Genomic DNA, 21,892 nt, shown 5'->3' on the forward strand with positions numbered 1-21,892 from the left:
CCCCCTCTGGCCTGCCAGCCATCTCCTCCACAGGTGGGGAGATCGGCAGCTTCGGACCCCCGCGCGCCTTCCAACGTCGGTTATTGGCGAAAGCCGCAGGGCAGCCCATCTCCCCCCTCGTGGAGAGATGGCCGGCAGGCCAGAGGGGGCGTGCCCCATCGACCAGGCCGCAACCGGGAATTTCATTCCTTGTCTGGCCGTCTGATTGGCACGTTCTATCTTCTTTCCCGCGACAAACGGCTGGAAAAGAGGCTACGCTGCCGCTCTGCCCCCGAGCCGGTTGCTTGATCAGGGAGCTTCGATATGAGCGAGCACGGAAAAGCTGCGCCAGGCAGCCCGGATGGCCAATCCTCACGCTTGCGGCCGCCCTACAAATCGGTTCTCGACCTGATCGGCCAGACGCCGGTGGTCGAGCTGACCAAGTTCGACACCGGAAAATGCCGGCTGTTCATCAAGCTGGAAAGCCAGAATCCGGGCGGCTCGATCAAGGACCGCATCGCGCTGTCGATGATCGCGGCGGCCGAGAGAGAGGGCAAGCTCAAGCGCGGCGGCACCATCGTCGAGGCGACCGCCGGCAATACCGGCCTCGGCCTTGCCCAGGTCGGCATTCCCAAGGGCTACCGCATCGTGCTGGTGGTGCCCGACAAGATGTCGCGCGAAAAGATCCAGCATCTGCGCGCACTGGGCGCCGAGGTGCGCATGACGCGCTCCGATGTCGGCAAGGGCCACCCCGAATATTACCAGGACATGGCCGAGAAGATCGCGGCCGAAGTGCCCGGCGCGTTCTATGCCAACCAGTTCGCCAATCCGGCCAACCCGCTGGCGCATGAGACGACGACCGGCCCGGAAATCTTTTCGCAGCTCGACGGCAATGTCGACGCGGTGGTCGTCGGCGTCGGCTCCGGCGGCACGCTGACCGGGCTTGGCCGCTACTTCGCCGAAGTGTCGCCCAAGACCGAAATGGTGCTCGCCGATCCGGTCGGCTCGGTGCTGGCGCCGCTGATCAAGACCGGCAAGATGGAAGAGGCCGGCAGCTGGACGGTGGAAGGCATAGGCGAGGATTTCGTGCCGCCCAATGCCGATCTGTCGCTGGTGAAAAAGGCCTATTCCATCACGGACAAGCAAAGCATGCTGGCGGTGCGCGATCTCCTGTCGCGCGAGGGCATTTTGGCCGGCTCGTCCTCGGGTACGCTGTTGTCGGCCGCCTTGCGCTACTGCCGCGAGCAGACGACGGCCAAACGCGTCGTCACCTTCGTCTGCGACAGCGGCAACAAATACCTGTCGAAGGTGTTCGACGATTTCTGGCTGGCCGAGCAAGGGCTGGCCGAGCACGAGCAGCATGGCGACCTGCGCGACCTCGTCATGCGCTCGCACCGCACCGGCGACACGGTCTATGTCGGCCCGGACGAAAGCCTGCTCAACGCCTATGGCCGCATGCGCCGCTCCGATGTTTCGCAGCTGCCGGTGCTCGACAATGGCAAACTCATCGGCATCGTCGACGAGAGCGATATCCTCGCCAAGGTCGACGGTCCCTATGACGGGCGCTGGGAGCGGTTCAACGGCCCGGTGCGCACCGCGATGACCTCCAATCTGCACACGCTGCAGGCCAGCCAGACGCTGGACGCACTGCTGCCGGTGTTCGACCGCAACGAGGTCGCCATCATCTTCGACGGCGACGAGTTCGTCGGCCTGATCACCCGCATCGACCTGATCAACCATCTGAGGCGCGCACGATGACCAAACACACCCCGCCGGCCGGCAAAAACCGCCTGGCCTTCTCGACGCGCACCATCCATGGCGGCCAGAGCCATGACCCGCTGACCGGCGCGGTGATGGTGCCGATCTATGCCACCTCGACCTACGGCCAGCAGTCGCCCGGCGTGCACAAAGGGTTCGAATATGCCCGCAGCCAGAACCCGACGCGCTTCGCCTTCGAGCGCGCGGTCGCCGATCTGGAAAGCGGCACAGCCGCCTTTGCCTTTGCGTCGGGCCTGGCGGCGATCTCGACGGTGCTGGAACTGCTTGATTCCGGCGCGCATATCGTCGCCACCGACGACATCTATGGCGGCTCCTTCCGGCTGATGGAGCGGGTGCGCAAGCGCTCGGCGGGTCTCCAGGTCTCCTTCGTCGACTTCACCGACCTTGCCGCGGTGGAAGCAGCGATCCGGCCGGACACGAAGCTGCTCTGGGTCGAGACGCCGACCAACCCGCTGCTGCGCATCGTCGACCTCGAAGGCGTCGCCGCGCTGGCCAAGCGCAAGGGCATATTGTCGGTCGCCGACAACACGTTCTGCAGTCCGTATATCCAGCGGCCGCTGGAGCTCGGCATCGACATCGTCGTGCACTCGACGACCAAATATCTCAACGGCCATTCCGACATGGTCGGCGGCGTGGCCGTGGTCGGCGACAACAAGGAGCTGGCCGCCCAGCTGAAATTCCTGCAGAACGCCATCGGCGCCATATCGGGCCCGTTCGACAGTTTCCTGGCGCTGCGCGGCCTGAAGACGCTGGCGCTCCGGATGGAGCGTCATTCCGACAACGGGCTGAAGATCGCGCAGTGGCTGGAAGCGCGCAGGGATGTGCGCCGCGTGATCTATCCCGGCCTCGCCAGCCATCCGCAGCACGCCATCGCCGTCCAGCAGATGCACGCCTTTGGCGGCATGATCACGGTTGTGCTCGACCGCGACCTTGCCGGGACAAAACGCTTCCTTGAACGCACGCAATTGTTCACGCTGGCCGAAAGCCTCGGCGGGGTTGAGAGCCTGATCGAACATCCGGCCCTGATGACGCATGGGTCGATCCCGGCGGAGAAGCGGGAAGAAATCGGGATATCGGATTCGCTGGTGCGACTGTCGGCGGGGATCGAGGATGGCGATGATCTGATCGCGGATCTGGAGCAGGCGCTGGGGGGCTAGACCCTCAAATCGTAAAGGTCAGCGCCGCCCCTCATTGCCCTGCCGGGCATTTCTCCCCGTATAGAGACGGGGAGAAAGATGCTGGCATCGATGATTTCGCCAACTGCCCACGTTGCAGGAAAGGCGCCGAGGTTGCGCAATATCCCTTCTCCCCGTCTCTATACGGGGAGAAGGTGCCGGCAGGCGGATGAGGGGCGGCGCTGACGTCTCATGATTATCGATCGGCATCACCCCGGTTGACCTCGCGCGCCATTCGCCCGAAATCTACCGCCATGGCCACGCGCGAACCCGAAAAACCCACCGAGACCCTGACCTTCGCGGTGCTGGTGTTCCCCGGCTTTCCGATGATGGCGTTCAGCTCGGTCATCGAGCCGCTGCGCGCCGCCAACATCCTGGCGAAGAAGGAATGCTATCGCTGGATCATCGTCGGCGGCACGAAAGGCGCGGTCGAGGCCTCGAATGGAGTCGTCATCCAGCCGGGGTTCTATGCCGAGGACGCGCCGAAGGTCGACCGCATCGTCGTCTGCTCGGGCGGCGACGCTGACCATCTCGTCGCCGAGGACGCCGTGAGCTGGATCCGCCGCAGCCTGCGCAATGGCGCGCATATCGGCGCGGTGGCGGATGCGGCGTTCTTCCTGGCGCGGGCCGGCCTGCTCGACGGCCATGCCTGCACCTTGCACTGGACCAGCCAGGCTGCCTTCACCGAGGCCTTTCCCACGATCGAACTGCGCCGCGATCTCTATGTCATCGACCGCAAGCGTTTTACATCGGCCGGCGGTGTCGGCAGCCTCGACATGATGCTGGAGATCATCACCCGCGATTACGGTGCCGAGCTTGCCGCCGGCGTCGCCGAGTGGTTCGTGCACAGCCAGCTGCGCTCCAGCGTCGACCGCAAGCTGATGCCGCTCAGGCTGCGCACCGGTGTGCAGAACGAGCTGGTGCTGTCGGCCATCGCCATCATGGAGGACGCGGTCGAGGAGCGGCTCGGCATGGCGGAACTGACCGCGCGGCTCGGCGTGTCCTCCGACAAGCTCGAACGCTCCTTCCGCTCCGAACTCGCCATCTCGCCCAACGGCTACTACCGGCGGCTCAGGCTGAAGCGCGCCGCCGACCTGCTGGCACATTCGACGCTCGCAGTGCGCGACGTGGCGCTGGCCTGCGGCTTTGCCTCGATGTCGAGCTTTGCCCGAGCGTTTCGCGAAGAGCATGGCCATCCGCCGAAATTGGCGAGACGACATTAGGCCTCGCCCCCGACGGCGAAGATCGGCGGAAAGTAGCCGTGGCTACTTCAGGTGGCCGACGATGCGCAAACCTTGTTCGGTAACTTCAATAGGGAAGCGTTTGCCGGTGGCCTCGATCACTGTGCGAATAGCGTCTACGTCTTGCGGAAGAAGCGCCGGGGGCACATTGTTTGGTCTTGTCTTCACCACAATCCGCCGGAATTCAATCCACTCTATCTCGACCAATGGGTGGACATTCAAAGGCCATAGATCCACGTAAGCGTGGGGTGGGTATAGACCAGGGAATACTGGTGAGCATTCATGGCTGTCGCCAACGAACTTGACTGCGATTCCCTTGATATCAACGTCAGAGGCTTCCAGTGCTTTGAACAAAGTGCGCCATTTTGTATTGGACATGAGCGAAGTCGAATAATTCCGCGCCACTTCTTTCCTAGCGCTGAGCCGTAGCGCATTCATGTCTATCGCCGGTTCTTTTCTTGGCACGATTTGAGCTCCAATAGGCATGGATATATTCGCTGAGTTGGAATGCCGCCACAATACCGATGAATGGCCCGACCGCCTTCGATCATGTGTTGATCGGTTAACCGAGGCGTCAGCGGTATCCCGCACAACACACGCGGTTTTCCGCACAATGCCTCCGCCCCTCCTGCGCCATGGTCGGACCTCCCAACCCACCAAGGCCAGGCACAAATGAGCATCGTCGTATTCGATCCCGACAGCACCGAAGACGTCGACTTCCAGGACCGCATGCGACACCCCGCGGCGGCTGATCCGGCTGGCGGCATGTGGCTGTCGGACACCGAGCCATCCTTCATCGATGCGGATGCGCTGCGCAAAGGCCGGCTGGCCAAGCTGCGGGCCTGGATGCGTGACGCCGGCTATGGCGGCGTCGTCTTGTTCGACCCCTACAATCAGCGCTACGCCACCGGCTCGCGCAACATGTTCGGCTATTTCCTGCGCAACTCGACCCGTTATTTCTTCATTCCGACCGTTGGCCCGATTGTGCTGTTCGAGTACCCGCAGAGCTACCATGTCTCGATGGTGCTCGACACGATCGATGAGGCGCGGCCATCCAAGCTGGTCTGGTCGTCGGTCTCCGGCCGCGACGACGAAACCGCCGGGCCCTTCGCCGACGAGATCGCCGAACTCTTGAAGCAGCACGGCGGCGGATCGATGAAGCTCGGGCTCGACCGCTGCAGCCATCTGCAGGCCCTGGCTTTGGAAAAGCGCGGCTGCGAGGTCAAGGATTGCCAGGGCGAAATCCTGGCGGTGCGTGCGGTGAAGACGCCGGAGGAAGTCAAATGCCTGCAGGTGTCGATGGCCGGCGCCGAGGCCGCCGTATATGCGGTGCGCGAGGCGATCAAGCCCGGCGTCTCCGAAAACGAGCTGTTTGCCATCATGTATGGCGAGGTCATCCGCCAGGGCGGCGAGTTCATCGAGACCCGGCTGCTGACCTCCGGCCAGCGCACCAATCCGTGGTTCAACGAGGCCAGCGGGCGAAAAATCCGGCCCGGCGAATTGCTGGCGCTCGATACCGATACGATCGGCTGCTACGGCTACTATTCCGACTTTTCGCGCACCTTCCGCTGCGGACCGGGCAAGCCGACCGATTACCAGAAATCGCTCTACCGCATGGCGCATGACCAGGTTCAGCACAATATTTCGATCGTCAAACCTGGCATGGCGTTTCGCGAGATTGCCGAGAAGGCCTGGACAATTCCGGACCGCTTCGTCGACCAGCGCTACACTTCGGTCATGCACGGCGTCGGCATGCATGGCGAGACGCCTTTCATCGCCCATGCCATGGATTACGAGACCTATGGCCGCGACGGCCATATCGTGCCAGGCATGGTGGTGAGCGTGGAAAGCTATATCGGCGAGAAGGGCGGCCGCGAGGGCGTCAAGCTGGAGGACGAGATCCTGATCACCGAAACGGGTACGGAGCTCCTGTCGCGCTTTCCCTATGAGGATGAGTTTTTGGAGAAGCAGGTTTGATGCTGGCAACCAACGCTCATAACGAGCGCCTCGTTCCCTCCCTGTCCCGCCGGCAGATGGAAGAAGGCGCAGCATGAAAAGCCCCATCTCCATCAAACGCGGCACCGTGGCCGCAATCTTCATCGACCTCCAGGAAGAGCATCGGCAGGATCCGCGCTATCTGGTCGAGGGCTTTGCCGGCATCCTCGCCAACGTCCAGCGCCTGCAGGCGGCGGCGCGCGCCAACAATGTGCCGCTCCAGCACTGGGCCTATGTCGTCGACCTCGACAAGCAGGATCGGCCCTTTCATCCGCTCGGTGCCGATGGCAAGTCGGCCTTTTCCGACAAGAGCGATCCGCTGACCGAGATCTGCCATGAAGTGTCGCCGGCCAAGGGCGAGGCGCTGCTGATCAAGGCCGAGGCCAGTGCCTTTCGCACCGGTCCGGCCGCCGATCGGCTGAAGGCCTCCGGCATTGAATGGCTTGTCGTCGCCGGCGTCTGGACCGAGGCCTGTATCGACGCCACCGTAAAGGACGCCGTGACAAAGGGATTTCGCGTGCTTCTGGTCAAGGATGCCTGCGGCAGCGGCAGCGCGGCCATGCACCAGACCGGGATCCTCAACCTCGCCAACCGGCTCTATGGCGGCGCCGTCACCGACACGGACGGCGCCTGCCGGCTGCTGGCCGGCGAGACGGTCACCGCCTGGCAGGTCGAGGGCTCGGTGCCGCTGCGCTTCACCTTCGACAACGCGGCGGCGCTCTACGCCGATCTATGACAGCAGAGCGACATGAGCGGCCGCGGCAAATATGAAACACGGCTCGACCCGGCGCTGTGGGCCTATATAGACAGCGTCAACGCCTGGTACCCGCCCGAAATCATCGGCCTGCCGATCGACAAGCAGCGCGAAGTCTATGACCGCATGTGCCGGGCCTTCCACCGAGGCCGCCCGCCGGGGGTCAGGGCCAGCGACGGCCTGGTCGCGGCGTCTGGTCACGGCATTCCGATCCGCCACTATCAGCTAACCGGCAAGGCCCCGGGCGCCATGGTGGTCTATTTCCACGGCGGCGGTTTCATCCTGGGTAACCTCGACAGCCATGACGACATCTGCGCCGAGATCTGCGCCGGCACCGGCTTCGACGTGGTGTCGGTCGACTACCGGCTGGCGCCCGAGCATGTCCATCCCGCCGCTTTCGACGATGCGATGGCCGCTTTCGCGTGGGCGGCGGTGACATCGGGCCTGCCGCTGGTGCTGTGCGGCGAGAGCGCCGGCGGCAATCTTGCCGCGGCCGTGGCGCAGGCGACGCGCCGGCATGCCCGCACGGCGGTCGGCCAGGTGCTGATCTATCCCGGTCTCGGCGGCGACGAGGGCGCCGGCTCCTATGTCGAACATGCCGAGGCGCCCCTGCTGTCCGTCGCCGACATCGCCTTCTACCGCGACGTCCGCTCGGCCAAGCGACAATCGCCCGACGACCCGACCTTCTCACCGCTGCGCGACGTCGATTTTTCCGGCCTGCCGCCGACGGTGATCATCTCAGCCGAGTGCGACCCGCTGTCGTCGGATGGCCAAACCTACCGCGACCGCATCGTTGCGGCCGGCGGCAAGGCGTGGTGGCATGAGGAGCCCCGTCTCGTGCACAGTTTTTTGCGCGCCCGCACCACAGTGCCCGCTGCCGCCCAGGCGTTCGCGCGGATCATTGCTGCGGTGGCAGTGCTGGGAAAGGGCGAGTGGCCGTATTTATGAGGATGCCGCAGCGCTTGCTTCGGATGAATTGGCCTTCAGCCACAGCGCCTTTTCACCAAGCGTGGCGACCATGGCGGCGTGCGCCGCGCGCTCGGCTTCGGTCAGGCGCGGCAGCAGCGGCCTCGGGCGCTCGGCAACGATGATCTCGATGTGCCTGATATTCTCGCCCTGTGCCGGCGCGGTGGCGCTGTCGAGGATGAGCGCGGCCTGCTTGCCGCCGATCAGCTCGATATAGACCTCGGCCAGCAATTCGGAATCGAGCAGCGCGCCGTGCTTGGTGCGCTTGGTGTTGTCGATGCCGTAGCGCCGGCAGAGTGCATCGAGTGAATTCGGGCCCATCGGATGCTTGCGGCGCGCCAGCGCCAGCGTGTCGACGACGCGGCCGGGATCGACGACGGGATGGCCGAGCCGGCCGAATTCGACATTGAGGAAGCCGATGTCGAACGTGGCGTTGTGCGCGACCAGCTTGGCGCCGTCGGTGAAGTCGAGCCATTCCTGCGCAATCTCGGCGAAGGTCGGCTTGCCCGCGAGGTCGGCCGCGCTGATGCCGTGCACCGCCTGCGCCTCCTCATGGATCGCCCGGCCCTGCGGGTTGATGTAGTGGTGGAACGTCCTGCCGGTCGGGAACCGGTTGACCAGCTCGACGCCGCCCAGCTCGATGACGCGGTCGTCGCGCGAATCAAGGCCGGTGGTTTCCGTGTCGAAGATGATCTCGCGCATCGAATCAGTCGCTCCTAAGGGGGCAGAATCGGGACAGCGGAACAAAATGGCAATGGGGAACGGCGTTACCTAGCACAATCGCCACAGGTTTGAGCTGCCGAGATCGGTCAGTCGAGCGCCAAAGCGATGTCGGGGCCAAGCTTGTCTACCCGACCAATTCCGCAACGATGGCTTTGACCTGGGCACGCGCCGCGTCCATCCCCTGGCTGGTATCGACAACGAAATCCGCCAGCCGGCGCTTCTCCTCATCCGGCACCTGCTTGGCCAGGATCGCCGCCAGTTTTTCTTCGCTCATGCCGGGCCGCGCCAGCACGCGCTGGCGCTGCACTTCGGCGGGCGCTGTGACGACGACGACCTTGTCGACGCGGCCACGGCCGCCGGTTTCGAACAGCAGCGGAATGTCGAGCACGGCGATCGATTCGCCAGCGTTACGATGCCTGGCCAGGAAGGCGTCGGCATCGGCGCGGACCAGCGGGTGGATGATCGCCTCCAGCCGCTTCAGCGCAGCGGCGTCGCCAAGCACGCGGGCGCCGAGCTTTGCCCGGTCGACCACACCGCCAACCGTGGTGCCGGGAAAGGCGGCCTCGACCAAAGGCGCCGCCGCGCCCGCATAGAGGCGATGCACCGCCTCGTCGGAATCGTGGACCGGTACGCCTGCCTCGGCGAACATTTTTGCCGTCGTCGACTTGCCCATGCCGATTGAGCCGGTGAGACCGAGCACGATCATGGTTTCGGCACCAGATCGGCAACGATGAGTGCGCGGAGCTCCGCCGTGACCTGCGGCCTGATGCCGAACCAGTGTTCGAAGCCGGGCACGGCCTGGTTGAGCAGCATGCCGAGCCCGTCGACCGTCTTCAGCCCCCTGGCGCGCGCGGCGGCAAGCAGTGGCGTTTCAAGCGGCACGTAGACGATGTCGGTGACGATGGCGTGGTCCGGCAACAAGGCCGGATCGGCAGCCAGGCCTTCATTGCCGACCATGCCGAGCGCGGTGGTGTTGACCAGCAGGCCGGCGTCGGCCAGCAATTCGTCGGTCGCCGCCGTGCCGTGCGCGGAGACGCCGGCGCCGAAACGATCGCGCAATTCCTGCGCCCGGGCGAGCGTTCGGTTGACGATTCTGATATCGCCGACGCCGCGTTGCTTCAGCGCCTGGATGACCGCGCGGGATGCGCCGCCGGCGCCGAGCACGACGGCGGGTCCCGTGTTCGCCCAGCCCGGCGCGCAATCATCGAGATTGGCGGCAAAGCCGTGACCATCGGTGTTGCCGCCCCACAGGACACCGTCCTCAAACCAAAGCGTGTTGACGGCGCCGATCTCCTCGGCCGCCTGGTCGCGGCGATGGGCCAGCGCGAAGGCGGCCTCCTTGTGCGGGATGGTGACATTGCCGCCGCGAAACCCGTTTGCCGGCAAAGCCGCTATGAATGCGGCAAAATCCTGCTGCGCCACGTCGATCGCTTCGTAGCTGCCGTCGATGCCATGTTTTGCCAGCCAGTGGCCATGGATCTTCGGCGAGCGCGAATGCTTGATCGGATGCCCGGTGACGAAGGCCTTTTTCATTGCCTCAGCCATCGATGGCCCCCAGCGTGCGCAGTTCCGCCAGCAGCGGCAAAAGCGGCAGGCCGACAATGGTGAAATGGTCGCCCTCGATCTTCTCGAACAGCTGGATGCCTTCGCCCTCGATCTGGTAGGCGCCGACACTGGTCAGCGCCTTGGCGCCGACGCGGGCGAGATGGCGGCCGATGAAGCCGGGGTCGAGCTTGCGCATGGTCATGCCGGCGATGCCGACATGGCGCCACAGCACCTTGCCGTCGCGCACAAGCACCGCGGCGCTGTTGAGCTGATGGGTCTTGCCCGACAGCGCCAGGAGATGACGGCGCGCGCCCTCCATGTCGGCCGGCTTGTGGAACACCTCGTCGCCGAGCGACAGCGTCTGGTCGCAGCCGAGCACCAGCGCACCGGGCCGGCGCTCGCTGACCTCGGTGGCCTTGGCCTCGGCCAGCACCAAGGCGACATCCTCCGGCGAAACGCCGCTATCCTGCAACGGCGCCTCGAGCGCGCGCTCGTCGACATCGGCCGGCACCGCCTCGACGTCGAGCCCGGCATTGAGAAGCATCGCCTTGCGGAACGGACTGCCTGAGGCGAGGATGATTTTTTCGGTCATTTTAGCACTCGGCGCAGACACAGGCGCGGTATGGGTTTCAATCTGCAACGTTGGCGCCGCCCCTCACCTGCCGGACATTTCTCCCCGTATGGAGACGGGGAGAAAGGGGCAGCATCGGCGCGGGCGCTTTTTTTCGGCTACGCTGGTGATTGGCGAAACCTTCTATGACAGCGCCCCTCTCCCCGTCCCTATACGGGGAGAGGATGCCGGCAGGCAGGTGAGGGGCGGCGCCGAGTTTCCGCAAAGAAGTCTCGGAAAACGCACTCCTCGTTCAATTATCTGTTCTTCCCCCGCAGGGCAACGATCGCCGCCGCCGTTTCCTCGATCGAGCGGCGGCTGACGTCGATCATCGGCCAGCCGTGGCGGGTGCAGATCTGGCGGGCATAGGCGAGCTCCTCGTTGATGGCGGCGCGGTCGACATAGTCGGTCGGCACGTAGGTGCTGCTGTTGCCGAGGATGCGGTTCTGGCGGACATGCGAGATGCGCTCGGCGGTGGCGATCAGCCCAACGATCAACGGCTTCGAGGCGCTGACCAGGCTTTCCGGCACCGGCACGCCGAGCACGATCGGGATGTTGGCGGTCTTGATGCCACGGTTGGCGAGGTAGATGCTGGTCGGCGTCTTCGACGTCCTGGAAATGCCGATCAGCACGACATCGGCATCGTCCATATTGGCCGGCAGCTGGCCGTCATCATGGTCCATGGTGAAGTTGAGCGCATCGATGCGGCGGAAATATTCGGCATCGAGAACGTGCTGGGCGCCGACGCGCCGGCCGGCCGGCGTGCCGAGATACGACTGGAAGACGGTGAGCACCGGCTCCAGCACCGATACGCAAGGCAGGCCCATGGCCGCGCAGCGCTCGTCGATGCCGCGCGCCAGCTTCTGGTCGACGACCGTATAGAGAATGATGCCCGGCTCCTCCTCTATGTCCTCGAACACCTTGGCCACCTGCTTTTCGGTGCGGATGAGCGGGTAGATGTGCTCGATCGCCCGCGCGTCCTTGTATTGCGCCGAAGCCGCCCGGCCGGCGGCGAGCAGCGTTTCGCCGGTCGCGTCGGAAATCAGGTGCAGGTGAAAGAAGCTCTGGGGTTTGTTCACAGGGGATGCCTCCAGGCTGTGGGCGGATGTGGATAAACCGGGACAGAAAGAGCGGCCGGTCGGAGGCGACTGTATCAGATGGCAGTTTGTCCACAATTCGGTCCTCTGTCAGCTTCGCCGGCCGGCTGGGGACAAGTCTGGGGACGGTCTCTTTTGCCTTTCGGCCATCCACAGGGCGGACTTTTTCCGTAGCTCCTTAAGACGTTGACTCCGATGGTGGATTCCAAACTATCCCCAGAACCCTGCAGCCGGGAGAACGAAGCGCGCGACAATATGCTTGCTGGCTTTTTGACTGGTGAAGCGGGACAGGTGACAACCACCACAACCAACAGACTCTTAGAATCAGAAGAATCTTAGATATAAGAATCTTTGATTATAGGGAGGCTGGGAGAGGGTAAGCGCTCGATGCCCAAAAGCCGGATCATGCTGGACGTCCTGAAGGGCGAGGCTCATTTTCCGCCTCCGCTCTGGATGATGCGCCAGGCTGGACGTTATCTGCCGGAGTATCGTGAAACACGCCGGCGCGCCGGTTCCTTCCTCGACCTCTGCTATGATCCAGACCTTGCGGTGGAAGTGACGCTGCAGCCGATCGAGCGCTTCGGCTTCGACGCATCGATCCTGTTCTCCGACATCCTTGTCGTTCCGCATGCGCTTGGCCGTGACGTGCGCTTCGAAGAGGGAAGAGGACCGCTTTTGACGCCGATCTCGGTTGACGAGATCATGGCTCTGGAAGGCGATGTGTTTCACGTGAATCTCGAACCGGTCTACGAGACGGTTCGCCGGTTGCGGACAAAACTGCCTGACGAGACCACGCTGATCGGCTTCTGCGGCGCGCCGTGGACGGTGGCGACCTACATGATTGCCGGCCATGGAACGCCCGACCAGGCACCGGCACGGCTGTTCGCTTATCGCGAGCCGGCGGCGTTCCAACATCTCTTGAAAGTGCTGGCCGATCATTCGGCGGCCTATCTGATCCGCCAGATAGAAGCCGGCGCGGATGTGGTGCAGATTTTCGATTCCTGGTCCGGCGTGCTCGACGATGCGTCGTTCGACCAGTTCTGCGTCTGGCCGGTGGCCGAGATCGTCAGGCAGGTAAGGGCTGTCCATCCCGATGTTCCCATCATCGGTTTTCCCAAGGGCGCCGGCGCGCGCTACCGGACCTATCGCCAGAAGACCGGCGTGACGGGGCTGGGGATCGACTGGACGGTGCCTCTGGCGGCGGCGAAGGACTTGCAGCGCTCAGGTGCGGTCCAGGGCAATCTCGATCCCTTGCGCCTCGTGGCTGGCGGCAAGGCGCTGTCGGATGGCGTCGAGACGATCCTGCAAGCGCTGGGAGACGGACCGCTGATCTTCAATCTCGGCCATGGCATCACGCCGGAGACGCCGATCGCGCATGTCGAGGCGATGGTGAAGCAGGTGAGGAGCGCGACACGCTGATGGCTCAGTCAAACAACACGAAGGACACTGGCAACACCAACAGCACGGGCCAGGCGATGATGCGCATGGTCGTCAGCATCGTTGTGCTGATCGTGGCGACGGCGCTTCTGTTTTTCGTCGCGCCGGAGAGCTTCTATCCCTGGGCAAAGGCGATCCATATCCTCGCCGTCATCTCGTGGATGGCCGGCATGCTCTATCTGCCGCGGCTGTTCGTCTACCATGTCGATGCCGAGAAGGGCTCGGTGCAGTCGGAGACCTTCAAGGTGATGGAGCGGCGCCTGCTGCGCGGCATCATCAATCCGGCGATGATCGTCACCTGGGTGTTCGGCCTGTGGCTCGCCTGGAAAATCTTCGGATTCCAGGGCGGCTGGCTGCATGCCAAGATCGGCCTGGTGCTGCTGATGTCCGCCGTTCATGGCTATCTGGCCGGCGCGGTACGTAAATTCGCTAGAGATGGCAACGAAAAGCCGGCGAGGCACTGGCGGATCGTCAACGAGGTCCCCACATTGCTGATGATCGCCATCGTGATCCTGGTTGTCGTCAAGCCGTTCTGAGGCCGATCAGGCCTTTTAAAACGCGGCTTGCTCTTTCCCCCGACCGACGATAAAAGACGGGTCTTCCTTCCCGTCATGCGCCGCCCCTCATTGTTTTCGGCCGCGCCCGGCATTTGTCGCATCCCGCCGATATTTTTTCCCAAAGCTCACCCAGAGTCCGTCTATGCAAGAAATGAAACTTACCGAATTCAAGAACAAGAAACCGCCAGAGCTGATCGCTTATGCCGAATCGCTCGAGGTGGAGAACGCCAGCGTCATGCGCAAGCAGGAGCTGATGTTCGCGATCCTGAAGAAACTGGCCGCCCAGGACGTCGAAATCATCGGCGATGGCGTGGTCGAAGTGCTTCAGGACGGGTTCGGCTTCCTGCGCTCGGCCAACGCCAATTACCTGCCAGGTCCCGACGACATCTATATTTCGCCGTCGCAGATCCGGCGTTTTTCGCTGAAGACCGGCGACACGGTCGAAGGGCCGATCCGCAGCCCTAAAGAGGGCGAGCGCTATTTCGCGCTGCTCAAGGTCAACACCATCAATTTCGACGATCCCGAGAAGATCCGCCACAAGATCCATTTCGACAATCTGACGCCGCTTTACCCGACCTCGCGGCTGAAGATGGAAATGGAGGTTCCGACCTCCAAGGACATCTCGCCGCGCGTCATCGACCTGGTGGCGCCGCTCGGCAAAGGCCAGCGCGCTTTGATCGTCGCGCAGCCGCGCACCGGCAAGACGGTGCTTTTGCAGAACATCGCCCACTCCATCACCACCAACCATCCGGAATGCTATCTGATCGTGCTTCTGATCGACGAGCGGCCGGAAGAAGTGACCGACATGCAGCGCTCGGTGAAGGGCGAAGTCGTCTCTTCGACCTTCGACGAACCGGCGGTGCGGCACGTCCAGGTCGCCGAAATGGTCATCGAAAAGGCCAAGCGCCTGGTCGAACATGGCCGCGACGTCGTCATCCTGCTCGATTCCATCACCCGCCTCGGCCGCGCCTACAACACCGTTGTGCCGTCATCCGGCAAGGTGCTGACCGGCGGTGTCGACGCCAACGCGCTGCAGCGGCCGAAGCGCTTCTTCGGTGCGGCCCGTAACATCGAGGAAGGCGGTTCGCTGACCATCATCGCCACCGCGCTGATCGACACCGGCAGCCGCATGGACGAAGTCATCTTCGAAGAGTTCAAGGGCACCGGCAATTCGGAAATCGTGCTCGACCGCAAGGTCGCCGACAAGCGCATCTATCCGGCCATGGACATCCTCAAATCCGGTACCCGCAAGGAGGACCTGCTGGTGCCGCGTCAGGACCTGCAGAAGATCTTCGTGCTGCGCCGGATTCTCGCGCCGATGGGAACCACCGATGCGATCGAGTTCCTTATCGACAAGCTCAAGCAGACCAAGACCAATGCGGATTTCTTCGATTCGATGAATACGTAAGGGTCGGTCCGAAGCTTCCGGATCTGTATAGAGCTCCATTCCGGGAAACCGGGATGGGGGTTTTCTTTGCCTGGGTTAGGTCGGCGGCCCCCTTGCGGCAAATCGCATAAGTCGGCGCCGCCCCTCATTGCCCTGCCGGGCATTTCTCCCCGTATAAAGACGGGGAGAAAGAGGCAGTATCCGAGCGGGCGTCTTTCTTCGACGACGCCGGCGATTGGCGAAACCCTCGATAACAGCTTCCCTCTCCCCGTCACTATACGGGGAAAGGATGCCGGCAGGCAGGTGAGGGGCAGCGCGAACGTTTGACAGGTGGGGCAGGAACAGTCGGCTTGGTTGCCTACCTACGAAGCAATAGACCTTCAAGTTCCCCAGCATCCGTCACCACCGGCAGACAGACCTGCCCGGTGCAGAGCCAAGCACCCGATCTGTCGGCCGGCGGCAGAATCCCGCCGGGGAGCAAGGGTCGATTCGTTTCCGAACCAATTGCGACGACAATGTCGACGCGACGCGGGTCGGGGCATCGATTCGCAACCGGAACGAGCTTTGGATCCTCCAGGTCATCGACGATGACCAGTTTCAGCGGCTCGATGGCGAGCGCGCAGGCGTTGACGATGCCGGCCTGGCCATAGGCTTGGTGCGCCGCCCGGCCTGCCGCGTGCTCGGCGATCTTCCAGGCTTTCTCCTGCAATTCGAGATCGCCGGTGATGGAGGCAAGCCGCGTTAGCGCCTGGATGATCTGGCTGGTGGCTGAGGAGATGGCCTCGTCGACATCGCCCCTGATGCGGATCGGCACGTCGGTGCTGTCCGAGGCGGTCAGGTAGTAGCCTGTGCCGGCGTCGTCGGCGTGCCAATGGTCGAGCTGCTCGATGAATTGCTTGGCCTGATCGACATAGCTCCAGTCGCCCGACGCCTCGAACAAAGAGATCGTGGCATTGGCCATGGCGGCATAGTCGATCGACAAAGCGGGGAACAGTTTTCTGGCGCCGAGCATGGAATGCGGCAAGCGGCCGTCGCGGCTGGCTCCCGAGATATGGACAAAGGCTTTCGCCGCGGCCTCGGTCCAGTCGGGTCGGCTGAGCGAGCGGCCGGCCTCGGCGAGTGCGGCGATCATCAGGCCGTTCCAGTCGGTGAGGGTTTTTGCGTCGAGGCCTGGCCTCACCCGCTCTTCACGGGCCGCAAGAAGCCTGGCCTTGAGCGGGATGAGCTTCGCGCGATCTGCCACGCCTTGGGCTTGCTGGGCGCGGGTCTGATGGATGACGGGCTTGCCCTCCCAGCCATGCGGGCTGGAAAGCGTGAAGTATTTGAAAAACAATGGCGAATCGTCACCAAGAACGGTTTCGATCTCTTGCCTGCTCCAGGTGTAGAACAGCCCCTCCTCGCCATCGCTGTCGGCATCGAGGCTGGCGGCGAAGGCACCGCCGGCGACGCGCATTTCACGCAGCAGCCAGTCGATGGTCTCTTCGATTCGTACCCGGAACAAATCATTGCCGCTTGCCGCAAAAGCCCAATTGCAGAAGCGGATCAGCTCGGCATTGTCGTAGAGCATCTTCTCGAAATGCGGCACCAGCCATTCGGCATCGGTGGAGTATCGGCTGAGCCCGCCGCCAATATGATCATAGATGCCGCCGCCCAGCATGCGTTCAAGGCTGACGAGCACATCGTCGCGGTGGGAAGTGTTGCCGTCGCGCAGCCAGGACAGCCACAGCGTCAGCATGAACGGCGCGTTGGGGAATTTCGGCGCGCCGCTTAAGCCGCCGAGATCGCGGTCGATCATGCCGTCGATGCGGCCGGCGAGGTCGGTGAGCGTGCCGCGGTCGAGGTTTTGTTTGGCATGCGTGCCGGAAAGACGCGCCTCGACATGGCTGGTCAGGCCGTCGGCGCTCTGGTGCAGGCTGTCGCGCTTCTCGCGCCAGGCCTTGTCGACCGCTTCCATCACCTGAATGAAGCCCGGGCGGCCATAGCGCGCCTCACGCGGAAAATAGGTGCCGCCCCAGAATGGCTTGCCGTCCGGCGTCAGGAACATGGTCAGCGGCCAGCCGCCTTGCTCGCCCATCGAGGAGAGCGCGGCCATATAGATCTGGTCGATGTCGGGACGCTCTTCGCGGTCGACCTTGATATTGACGAACAGACGGTTCATGACGGCGGCGACGCCGTCATTCTCGAAGCTTTCATGCGCCATGACATGGCACCAGTGGCAGGCGGCGTAGCCGACAGAGAGCAGGATCGGGCGATCGAGCGTCCTTGCTTCTTCGAGCGAAGCCGGCGACCAGGCCCGCCAATGGACGGGATTGCCGCTGTGCTGCTGCAGATAGGGGCTGGCTTCGTCGGCAAGCAGGTTTTGCGCGGGCAATGTCACAATGGCAACTCGGTTGTCCTGAAGGCGCGAGGCTAGGGCGGTTCAACAGAGCGGGCAAATGATTTCAGGCGATTCAATCGTTGCGCTGTCGAGCGGCCGGCTTCCAGCCGGTGTCGCGGTGCTGCGTATTTCGGGCCCACAGACTCGATTCGTCGTCGAAACGATCGCCGGCGGCATGGTTAAGGAGCGAGCTGCGGTTCTGCGCAAGCTCAGGGCGCCGGATGGAACCGTGCTCGACAGCGGCCTGGTTGTCTTCTTTCCCGGTCCGGCCAGCTTCACCGGTGAGGATGTCGCGGAATTCCATGTCCATGGCGGACGCGCCGTCGTGGCCAGGATGTTGGAGGTCATCGCCGGTTTTGAAGGCGTCAGGCACGCGGAAGCAGGCGAATTCACGCGCCGCGCCTTTCTCAACGGCAAGGTCGACCTGGTCGAGACCGAGGCGCTGGCTGATCTGGTCAATGCCGAGACCGAGGCGCAGCGGCGCTTCGCGATCCGCAATGCCGAGGGCGTCCAGAGCGATCTGTATATGGGTTGGCGTCGCCGGCTGATCCATGCGCGGGCAATGATCGAGGCCGAGATCGACTTCGCCGATGAGGACGACGTGCCGGGATCCGTGTCGGATACGATCTGGTCGGATGTCGGCGCGATGATCGGCGAGATCGATCGTCACATCGCTGGATTTCACGCCGCCGAAATCATCCGCGACGGCTTCGAGGTGGTGATTCTTGGCGCGCCGAATGCCGGCAAGTCGAGTCTGTTCAACGCCTTGGCGCGGCGCGATGCAGCTATTGTAACGGATGAACCGGGCACGACCCGTGACCTGCTCGAGGTGACGCTGGATCTCGGCGGCCTGCGCGTCAGGCTGACGGATACGGCGGGGCTGCGCGAGGCGCCGGGCAAGGTCGAGGCGATCGGCATCGAGAAGGCGCGTGCCAAGGCTGATCGCGCTGATCTCTTGCTGCTGCTGGAAGACATGTTGTCTCCCGGAGACATCGGGCCGTTGCCGAGCACGGCACCTCTGCTGCGTGTCGGCACCAAGCTTGACCTGCTGGACGAAGGGGCGGGCCGGGAGTCGGCCGATCGCTACGACCTCGTCATTTCAGTTGTAAGCGGGACCGGTGTTGAGGCGCTGATGGCAGAAATCGGCCGGCGCGCGGCGGAGGCGGCCGATGATGTCGGCGATGTCCTGCCGTCGCGCCTGCGCCATGTCGAACTGCTCAGCGAGACGAATCGCCATCTGGCTCGCGCCACCGACGATGGCACTGCGGGCCATGAACTGCGCGCGGAGGAGTTGCGGCTGGCGGCGGATCGCCTGGGCCGGATCGTGGGTGCGATCGATGCCGAGGATATGCTCGATGTGATCTTTTCGCAGTTCTGCATCGGGAAATGATTCACGTGAAACAATGACTTGAGTGGGAGAGGCTTGGGTCCTCGGTTGATGATTGGTGGCGGCGTCAACCCCTGGTCATCCTCGGGAATCCGCCGCGCTACTTCGTGGCTGCTCTGCCCGTGGATGAACGCCTCGGCACTCCGTGGCGTGACTCACGTGAAACAATCGGAGCGGCCATGACTCACGTGAAACATCCGCCGAACGGGGCCTCACCGTGTTTCACGTGAAACTTGCTGCGAAGTTTTCTTGACAGCTTGGCCCCGCGGGGACATGTGTCCGTCAATCTTTTGAATCCAGGAAGTTTTGAAATGACCGATCACTATGATGTGGTTGTGGTGGGCGGCGGCCATGCAGGATGCGAGGCGGCCAGTGCCGCCGCGCGCGCCGGCGCCAAAACCGCGCTGGTGACGCTGCGCTTCGACACGATCGGGGTGATGTCGTGCAATCCGGCGATCGGCGGGCTCGGCAAGGGGCACCTGGTCCGTGAGATCGATGCCATGGACGGGCTGATGGGGCGGGTGGCGGATGCCGCTGGCATCCAGTTTCGTTTGCTCAATCGGCGCAAGGGGCCGGCGGTGCGCGGGCCGCGCACGCAGGCCGACAGGAAGCTGTATCGCCTTGCCATGCAAGAAGCGATTCGGCAGCAGAACGATCTGGACGTGGTCGAAGGCGAGGTGCTGGATTTCGAGATCGTCGAGGGACGGATCGCTGCCGTTCTCCTGGCCGGCGGCCGCAGGCTGGCCTGCGGTGCCGTGGTGCTGACGACAGGCACCTTCCTGCGCGGGCTCATTCATATTGGCGAGAAAAAGATCGTGGCTGGCCGTATGAACGAGCAGGCGAGCCTTGGCCTGTCGGCAACGATGGACCGCGCCGGCTTCAAGCTCGGCCGGCTGAAGACCGGCACGCCGCCGCGGCTGGACGGAAGGACCATCGACTGGGTTTCGCTGGAAAGCCAGGCCGCGGATGAGGATCCCGTGCCGTTCTCCTTGATGACCGACCGTATCGAGACACCGCAGATCGAGTGCGGCATTACCCGCACGACAACGGCGACGCACGAGCTGATCCGCGCCAATCTCGGCCGCTCCGCCATGTATTCCGGTTCGATCGAAGGCGTCGGGCCGCGCTATTGCCCGTCGATCGAGGACAAGATCGTCAAGTTCGGCGACCGCGACGGCCACCAGATCTTTCTGGAGCCGGAAGGGCTCGACGACGATACCGTCTATCCCAATGGAATTTCGACCTCGCTACCGCAGGATGTGCAGCTCGACATACTGAAGACCATTCCGGGGCTGGAGCGGGCAGTGATGCTGCAGCCTGGCTATGCCATTGAATATGATCACGTCGATCCGCGCGAGCTGCACCAGACGCTGGAGACGAAGCGGGTCGGCGGCCTCTTTCTCGCCGGGCAGATCAACGGCACGACCGGGTATGAGGAGGCGGCCGGCCAGGGCCTGCTCGCCGGGCTCAATGCCGCGCGGCTGGCGGCTGGCGGTGAGCAGGTCGTGCTCAGCCGCACAGAGGCCTATATCGGCGTGATGGTCGATGACCTGACCAGCCGTGGCATCAGCGAACCCTATCGCATGTTCACCTCGCGCGCCGAATTCCGGCTGTCACTGCGCGCCGACAATGCCGATGAACGGCTGACGCCGCTCGCCGGGAGGCTGGGGATTGCTTCGGCGCAGCGCCTGCAGCGCTATGGCGATGTCATGCAGCGGCTCGATGCGGCGCGGGATTTGGCCAGATCGGTGGCGATGACCCCGAACGAGGCGGCGCGGCATGGGTTGGAGATCAATCGGGACGGCGTGCGCCGCTCCGCCTATGAGCTGCTGGCCTATCCCGACGTCGACATCGCCTGGCTGGCGAGAATTGAGCCGAGATTTGCGGTGATCGACGCCAAAACGGCCGAGCGGCTCGAAACGGAGGCGAAATATTCGGTCTATCTTGACCGGCAGAAGAGCGATGTCGCGCTGATCCGGCACGAAGAGAGCCGATTGATCCCGGAGACGGTCGATTTCGCCCGCGTGCCCGGCCTGTCCAATGAATTGAAGCAGAAGATGCAGGCGCGGCGGCCGCGCTCCATTGCTGACGCCCAGCGGATGGAAGGCATGACGCCGGCGGCGCTGGCGATCATTGTCGCGCATGTCCGGCATCATGAGAGTGCGCAGAGGCCGCAGAGCGTACAAAGGGTTGTTGCGTGAGCTCTTTCACCTGGAAGAGCCTGCAGGACGCCGCCGGCCCGGTTTCACGTGAAACATTCGATCGCCTGGTGGCGTTCGAAGCCATGTTCCAGAAATGGAATCGCAGCATCAATCTCGTCGCGCAGTCGACCGCAGGCGATGTCTGGCAGCGCCATATTCTCGACAGCGCACAGCTGGCGCGCATAGAGCCAAATGCCACGCATTGGGTCGACATCGGTTCGGGCGGCGGATTTCCGGGCCTGGTGATGGCTTTCCTGCTTGCCGAGCGCGACGGCGCCAGCATCGATCTGGTGGAAAGCAATCGCAAAAAGGCTTCGTTCCTGCAGACGGTGATCGGCCAGTTCAACCTGCCGGCGCGGGTCGTGGCGCGCCGGATCGAGGACAGCCATGCGCTTGTTTCGCAACCGCAAATCGTCACGGCGCGGGCCCTGGCCTCGCTTTCGGTCCTGTTGGATCTGTCGTCGCCGTGGCTGATATCAGGCGCGCGCGGGCTGTTCCACAAAGGCCGGGATTATCGCGCCGAAGTGCAAGAAAGCGTTAACCGGTGGGCCTTCGATCTGGTAGAACATCCCAGTGTGACGGACCCCTACGGCGTCATCCTGGAACTGTCTAACCTGCGACCCGTCTGATCTTCGACCTGTCGGGCTATTTGGCGACCCAAAATGAATTTCTGGCATAGACC

The 21,892-nt window shown here is 63.6% G+C and carries 19 protein-coding genes; 12 read left to right on the forward strand and 7 right to left on the reverse strand.

Annotated elements, in window-relative coordinates; genetic code table 11:
* Window positions 1-303: 303 nt before the first annotated feature.
* The 3 genes from AC1DPX_RS04850 (at window position 304) to AC1DPX_RS04860 (ending at window position 4,156) form a co-directional block, all read left to right on the forward strand.
* Window positions 304-1,737, forward strand: a complete 1,434-nt coding sequence (locus tag AC1DPX_RS04850) for a pyridoxal-phosphate dependent enzyme (protein WP_477234960.1) — start codon at window positions 304-306, stop codon at window positions 1,735-1,737.
* Window positions 1,734-2,915 carry a trans-sulfuration enzyme family protein gene (locus AC1DPX_RS04855; RefSeq protein WP_202357066.1) on the forward strand — a complete coding sequence of 394 codons (1,182 nt, stop codon included), beginning with the start codon at window positions 1,734-1,736 and terminating at the stop codon, window positions 2,913-2,915. The genes AC1DPX_RS04850 and AC1DPX_RS04855 overlap by 4 nt, the downstream gene beginning before the upstream one ends.
* Before the next feature lie 272 nt (window positions 2,916-3,187).
* Window positions 3,188-4,156 carry a GlxA family transcriptional regulator gene (locus AC1DPX_RS04860; protein WP_477234962.1) on the forward strand — a complete coding sequence of 323 codons (969 nt, stop codon included), beginning with the start codon at window positions 3,188-3,190 and terminating at the stop codon, window positions 4,154-4,156.
* Window positions 4,157-4,198: 42 nt separating this feature from the next.
* Here AC1DPX_RS04860 and AC1DPX_RS04865 read toward each other — a convergent pair whose 3' ends face one another.
* The gene (locus tag AC1DPX_RS04865; RefSeq protein WP_477234964.1) at window positions 4,199-4,639 is read right to left on the reverse strand and encodes a DUF6678 family protein; all 441 of its coding nucleotides are present in this window, start codon (window positions 4,637-4,639) and stop codon (window positions 4,199-4,201) included.
* Between the two features lie 207 nt (window positions 4,640-4,846).
* Between AC1DPX_RS04865 and AC1DPX_RS04870 the strand changes: the two genes are divergently transcribed.
* The 3 genes from AC1DPX_RS04870 (at window position 4,847) to AC1DPX_RS04880 (ending at window position 7,871) form a co-directional block, all read left to right on the forward strand.
* Window positions 4,847-6,151, forward strand: coding sequence for a M24 family metallopeptidase (locus AC1DPX_RS04870; RefSeq protein ID WP_477234966.1), 1,305 nt, complete (start codon window positions 4,847-4,849; stop codon window positions 6,149-6,151).
* Window positions 6,152-6,224: 73 nt separating this feature from the next.
* Window positions 6,225-6,905 (forward strand): isochorismatase family protein, encoded by a 681-nt coding sequence (locus AC1DPX_RS04875; RefSeq protein WP_477234968.1) that lies wholly within the window; start codon window positions 6,225-6,227, stop codon window positions 6,903-6,905.
* A gap of 12 nt (window positions 6,906-6,917) precedes the next feature.
* On the forward strand, window positions 6,918-7,871 hold the full coding sequence (locus tag AC1DPX_RS04880; protein ID WP_477234969.1) for an alpha/beta hydrolase: 954 nt from the start codon (window positions 6,918-6,920) through the stop codon (window positions 7,869-7,871).
* On the opposite strand, the gene dnaQ is transcribed toward AC1DPX_RS04880, so the two are convergent.
* The 5 genes from dnaQ to AC1DPX_RS04905 form a co-directional block, all read right to left on the reverse strand.
* Window positions 7,866-8,591 carry a DNA polymerase III subunit epsilon gene (dnaQ, locus tag AC1DPX_RS04885; RefSeq protein WP_477234971.1) on the reverse strand — a complete coding sequence of 242 codons (726 nt, stop codon included), beginning with the start codon at window positions 8,589-8,591 and terminating at the stop codon, window positions 7,866-7,868. The genes AC1DPX_RS04880 and dnaQ overlap by 6 nt on opposite strands.
* Before the next feature lie 145 nt (window positions 8,592-8,736).
* Window positions 8,737-9,318, reverse strand: a complete 582-nt coding sequence (gene coaE / locus AC1DPX_RS04890; protein ID WP_477234973.1) for a dephospho-CoA kinase — start codon at window positions 9,316-9,318, stop codon at window positions 8,737-8,739.
* On the reverse strand, window positions 9,315-10,157 hold the full coding sequence (locus AC1DPX_RS04895) for a shikimate dehydrogenase (protein WP_477234975.1): 843 nt from the start codon (window positions 10,155-10,157) through the stop codon (window positions 9,315-9,317). The genes coaE and AC1DPX_RS04895 overlap by 4 nt, the downstream gene beginning before the upstream one ends.
* On the reverse strand, window positions 10,150-10,749 hold the full coding sequence (locus AC1DPX_RS04900; RefSeq protein WP_477234977.1) for a Maf-like protein: 600 nt from the start codon (window positions 10,747-10,749) through the stop codon (window positions 10,150-10,152). Before AC1DPX_RS04900 ends, AC1DPX_RS04895 begins: the two co-directional genes overlap by 8 nt.
* Window positions 10,750-11,024: 275 nt before the next feature.
* Window positions 11,025-11,846: a pyruvate, water dikinase regulatory protein gene (locus AC1DPX_RS04905; protein ID WP_477234979.1), complete on the reverse strand. Its 822-nt coding sequence runs from the start codon at window positions 11,844-11,846 to the stop codon at window positions 11,025-11,027.
* Between the two features lie 405 nt (window positions 11,847-12,251).
* Between AC1DPX_RS04905 and hemE the strand changes: the two genes are divergently transcribed.
* From hemE to rho, 3 genes are all read left to right on the forward strand, one after another.
* Window positions 12,252-13,283, forward strand: coding sequence for a uroporphyrinogen decarboxylase (gene hemE / locus AC1DPX_RS04910; RefSeq protein ID WP_202357076.1), 1,032 nt, complete (start codon window positions 12,252-12,254; stop codon window positions 13,281-13,283).
* Window positions 13,283-13,837, forward strand: a complete 555-nt coding sequence (gene hemJ, locus AC1DPX_RS04915) for a protoporphyrinogen oxidase HemJ (protein ID WP_477234981.1) — start codon at window positions 13,283-13,285, stop codon at window positions 13,835-13,837. Before hemE ends, hemJ begins: the two co-directional genes overlap by 1 nt.
* A 163-nt stretch (window positions 13,838-14,000) precedes the next feature.
* Window positions 14,001-15,266 carry a transcription termination factor Rho gene (gene rho, locus AC1DPX_RS04920; protein ID WP_019862177.1) on the forward strand — a complete coding sequence of 422 codons (1,266 nt, stop codon included), beginning with the start codon at window positions 14,001-14,003 and terminating at the stop codon, window positions 15,264-15,266.
* Between the two features lie 337 nt (window positions 15,267-15,603).
* Here the strand turns inward: rho and AC1DPX_RS04925 are convergent, their stop codons facing one another.
* Window positions 15,604-17,622, reverse strand: a complete 2,019-nt coding sequence (locus AC1DPX_RS04925) for a thioredoxin domain-containing protein (protein ID WP_477234983.1) — start codon at window positions 17,620-17,622, stop codon at window positions 15,604-15,606.
* Window positions 17,623-17,680: 58 nt separating this feature from the next.
* Here AC1DPX_RS04925 and mnmE point away from each other — a divergent pair, with 58 nt between their 5' ends.
* The 3 genes from mnmE (at window position 17,681) to rsmG (ending at window position 21,839) form a co-directional block, all read left to right on the forward strand.
* Window positions 17,681-19,012 carry a tRNA uridine-5-carboxymethylaminomethyl(34) synthesis GTPase MnmE gene (mnmE, locus tag AC1DPX_RS04930; RefSeq protein WP_477234985.1) on the forward strand — a complete coding sequence of 444 codons (1,332 nt, stop codon included), beginning with the start codon at window positions 17,681-17,683 and terminating at the stop codon, window positions 19,010-19,012.
* 308 nt (window positions 19,013-19,320) lie between these two features.
* A complete protein-coding gene (gene mnmG / locus AC1DPX_RS04935) occupies window positions 19,321-21,210 on the forward strand; it encodes a tRNA uridine-5-carboxymethylaminomethyl(34) synthesis enzyme MnmG (protein ID WP_477234987.1) in 1,890 nt (629 codons plus the stop codon).
* Window positions 21,207-21,839 carry a 16S rRNA (guanine(527)-N(7))-methyltransferase RsmG gene (rsmG, locus tag AC1DPX_RS04940; protein ID WP_477234989.1) on the forward strand — a complete coding sequence of 211 codons (633 nt, stop codon included), beginning with the start codon at window positions 21,207-21,209 and terminating at the stop codon, window positions 21,837-21,839. Before mnmG ends, rsmG begins: the two co-directional genes overlap by 4 nt.
* The last annotated feature ends 53 nt before the right edge of the window (window positions 21,840-21,892 follow it).

Source organism: Mesorhizobium sp. 01N446 (genome assembly GCF_056399285.1).